The 2520-nt window shown below is 55.7% G+C and carries 2 protein-coding genes and 1 tRNA gene; all 3 read right to left on the reverse strand.

All coding sequences use genetic code 11. The features are described 5' to 3' along the window. Positions 1–63 precede the first annotated feature (63 nt). Positions 64–138, reverse strand: a tRNA-Val gene (locus tag ACIQ0Q_RS08680). Between the two features lie 88 nt (positions 139–226). After that, positions 227–1501 (reverse strand): NAD(P)/FAD-dependent oxidoreductase, encoded by a 1275-nt coding sequence (locus ACIQ0Q_RS08685; RefSeq protein WP_395772542.1) that lies wholly within the window; start codon positions 1499–1501, stop codon positions 227–229. 242 nt (positions 1502–1743) lie between these two features. Further along, a partial coding sequence (locus ACIQ0Q_RS08690; protein WP_395772543.1) for an MBL fold metallo-hydrolase occupies positions 1744–2520 on the reverse strand: 777 nt, incomplete at its 5' end.

Consider the following 2520-nt stretch of genomic DNA (forward strand, 5'->3'; position numbering starts at 1 on the left):
TCAAATCCTGACCCTCGAGACGCGCGATAAAAAAACCCCGCCGAAGCGGGGTTTTTCATGTCTTGGTGGGCGATGCAGGGTTCGAACCTGCGACCCTTGCCGTGTGAAGGCAATGCTCTACCACTGAGCTAATCGCCCAAGGACCCCTATTTTACGGGAAAGCCGCGATGCAGGCAAGCCGACTACTGCAGCTTACTTCGGCACGCGCTCAGAAGGGCTGTCGGTCTCAGACACCGAAGCGGTCGCGCATGTCGTACCAGAGCGCACCAAGCGCCGTGAAGGGGACGCGGAACAGTCTGCCGCCAGGGAACGGATAGTGTGGCAGCTTAGCGAAGACATCGAAGCGACTGCACTGGCCGTGGATGGCTTCGGACAGAACACGTCCAATCATATGTGTGTAGGTCACGCCGTGGCCGGAGCAGCCTTGCGCGTAGTAGATGTTAGACTCCAGGCGTCCGACCTGTGGCAGGCGCGATAGTGTCAGCAGGAAATTGCCGGTCCAGGCGTAATCGATCTTCACGCCCTTGAGCTGCGGGAAGGTGCGCTCCAGGTTCGGACGGATGTGCGACTCGATGTCGTTCGGATCTTTCGCGCCGTACACCACGCCGCCGCCGAAAATAAGACGCTTATCTGCTGAAAGGCGGTAGTAGTCCAGCAGGTAATTGGTATCTTCCACGCAATGGTCGGTGGGCAGTACGTCCTGCCAGTTGGCCAGCGGTGCGGTAGCCACCACCTGTGTGCCGCAGGGCATGGCTTTCGCGCTCAGTTTCGGCTCCAGCGTACCGATATAGGCATTGCAGGCCAGAATGACAAATTTAGCATGGACTTCACCCTGCCCGGTCCTGACCACAGCGTTAGTACCGCGTTGGATGGCAGTGACCGGCGATTGTTCGAAAATGCGGCCACCCAGTGACTCAAATGCGGCAGCCTCGCCCAGCGCGAGATTGAGCGGGTGGATATGGCCGCCGGTCGGGTCGATCAGAATTGCTTCGTACTCGTCCGTGCACACATGCTTCTGGATATCGGCACCCTCCACGAACTGCATGTTGAGGCTGTCGTATTTCTCCCAGAGTGCCTTGTGCTCGTGCAGAGCCTCGACCTTTTTACGGGTTTTCGCGGCATAGATACCGCCCTCTTTGAGATCACATTGAATCCCATAGGTCACAACGCGTTCACGGATGATGCGCGCACCCTCGAAAGCCATGCCGCCCATGGCATCCGCCACCGCATTTCCATAATTCTTTTCGATGACATCGATATCACGCGAATAGCTATGCACGATCTGTCCGCCATTACGACCGGAAGCCCCCCAACCGACCTTGGCCGCTTCAACCACCGCGACCGAATATCCGGCTTCCACCAGATGCAGCGCGGAGGACAAACCGGTGTAACCGGCACCGATGATACAAACATCGGCATGAACTGCACCTCGCAATTGCGGCCGTTCCGGTTGCGGATTGGCGCTGGCAGCGTAATAGGAAGGCGCATGTTGGCTGGGCATGGCAGTTAAATATATTTGAATAGTGTTGAAAATATTACATCATTCGCTCATTTCTGCCTAGAACCCTGGCTTTTGATGCGGGCTTCAGAGGTTAAGGTGATTCTTGTTTGATTACCGGAGTGTTCTGCTTACCCCATATCCATACGTGAAACTTGGCATGCTACAGAGCGATAGGCCTGTATGTTTCTGCCAAGATGAGTATCGCAGCTGTACAGGATCATTATCTTTAAAGGTCCTAGGATCTACAAAGCATTCAACGGCAGCTTCAGATAACTTGTACCGTTGTTTTCCGGCTCAGGAAAGTGTCCTGCGCGCATATTGACCTGAACCGAAGGAAGGATGAGTGCTGGCATTTCCAGTGTCGCATCACGGGCCTGCCGCATCTGCACAAAACTGTCACGACTGATGCCTTGATGGACATGGATGTTGTCCTGCCGTTGCTCGCCAACACTGACCTGATAGTGAGCTTTGCGTGTTCTCGGGGGGTAGTCATGACACATGTACAACTGCGTATCCGGTGGCAAAGCCAGTAGTGACTGAATGGAATCGTACAGTTGGCCGGCATCACCGCCTGGAAAGTCGCACCGGGCCGTACCGAAATCAGGCATGAACAGGGTATCACCGACAAAAACATGGCTTTGCATGCCGTCGTCGATGCGGTAGCTCAGGCAGGCCGGGGTGTGGCCCGGCGTGGGCATTACCGTGATGCTGAAATGCCCAAGCGGGAGAACATCGCCGGGCTCCAGCAGCCGGTCGAACTGGCTGCCATCACGAGCGAAATCAGGGCCTTCATTGAAAATTTTTGCAAAGACTTCCTGAACCTTCTGTACTTTAGCCCCGATGGCGATAGCCCCACCTAGGTGTTGCTTCAGATAAATCGCGCCGGAGAGATGATCGGCGTGCACATGGGTTTCCAGATGCCAACGGACTTTGGCTGTTAGTCCGTCCAAACGGGCACGGATGGCATCGGCGGATGTGGTGGCGGTACGTCCGGACTTGGCATCAAAATCCAGGACACT

The sequence above is a fragment of the Arenimonas sp. genome, from assembly GCF_044348765.1.
Taxonomy (GTDB): domain Bacteria; phylum Pseudomonadota; class Gammaproteobacteria; order Xanthomonadales; family Xanthomonadaceae; genus Arenimonas.

Excerpts from the sequence above, each read along its gene's own strand:
- ACIQ0Q_RS08685 (WP_395772542.1), bottom strand. The coding sequence starts at position 1,501 with ATGCCCAGCCAACATGCGCCTTCCTATTACGCTGCCAGCGCCAATCCG.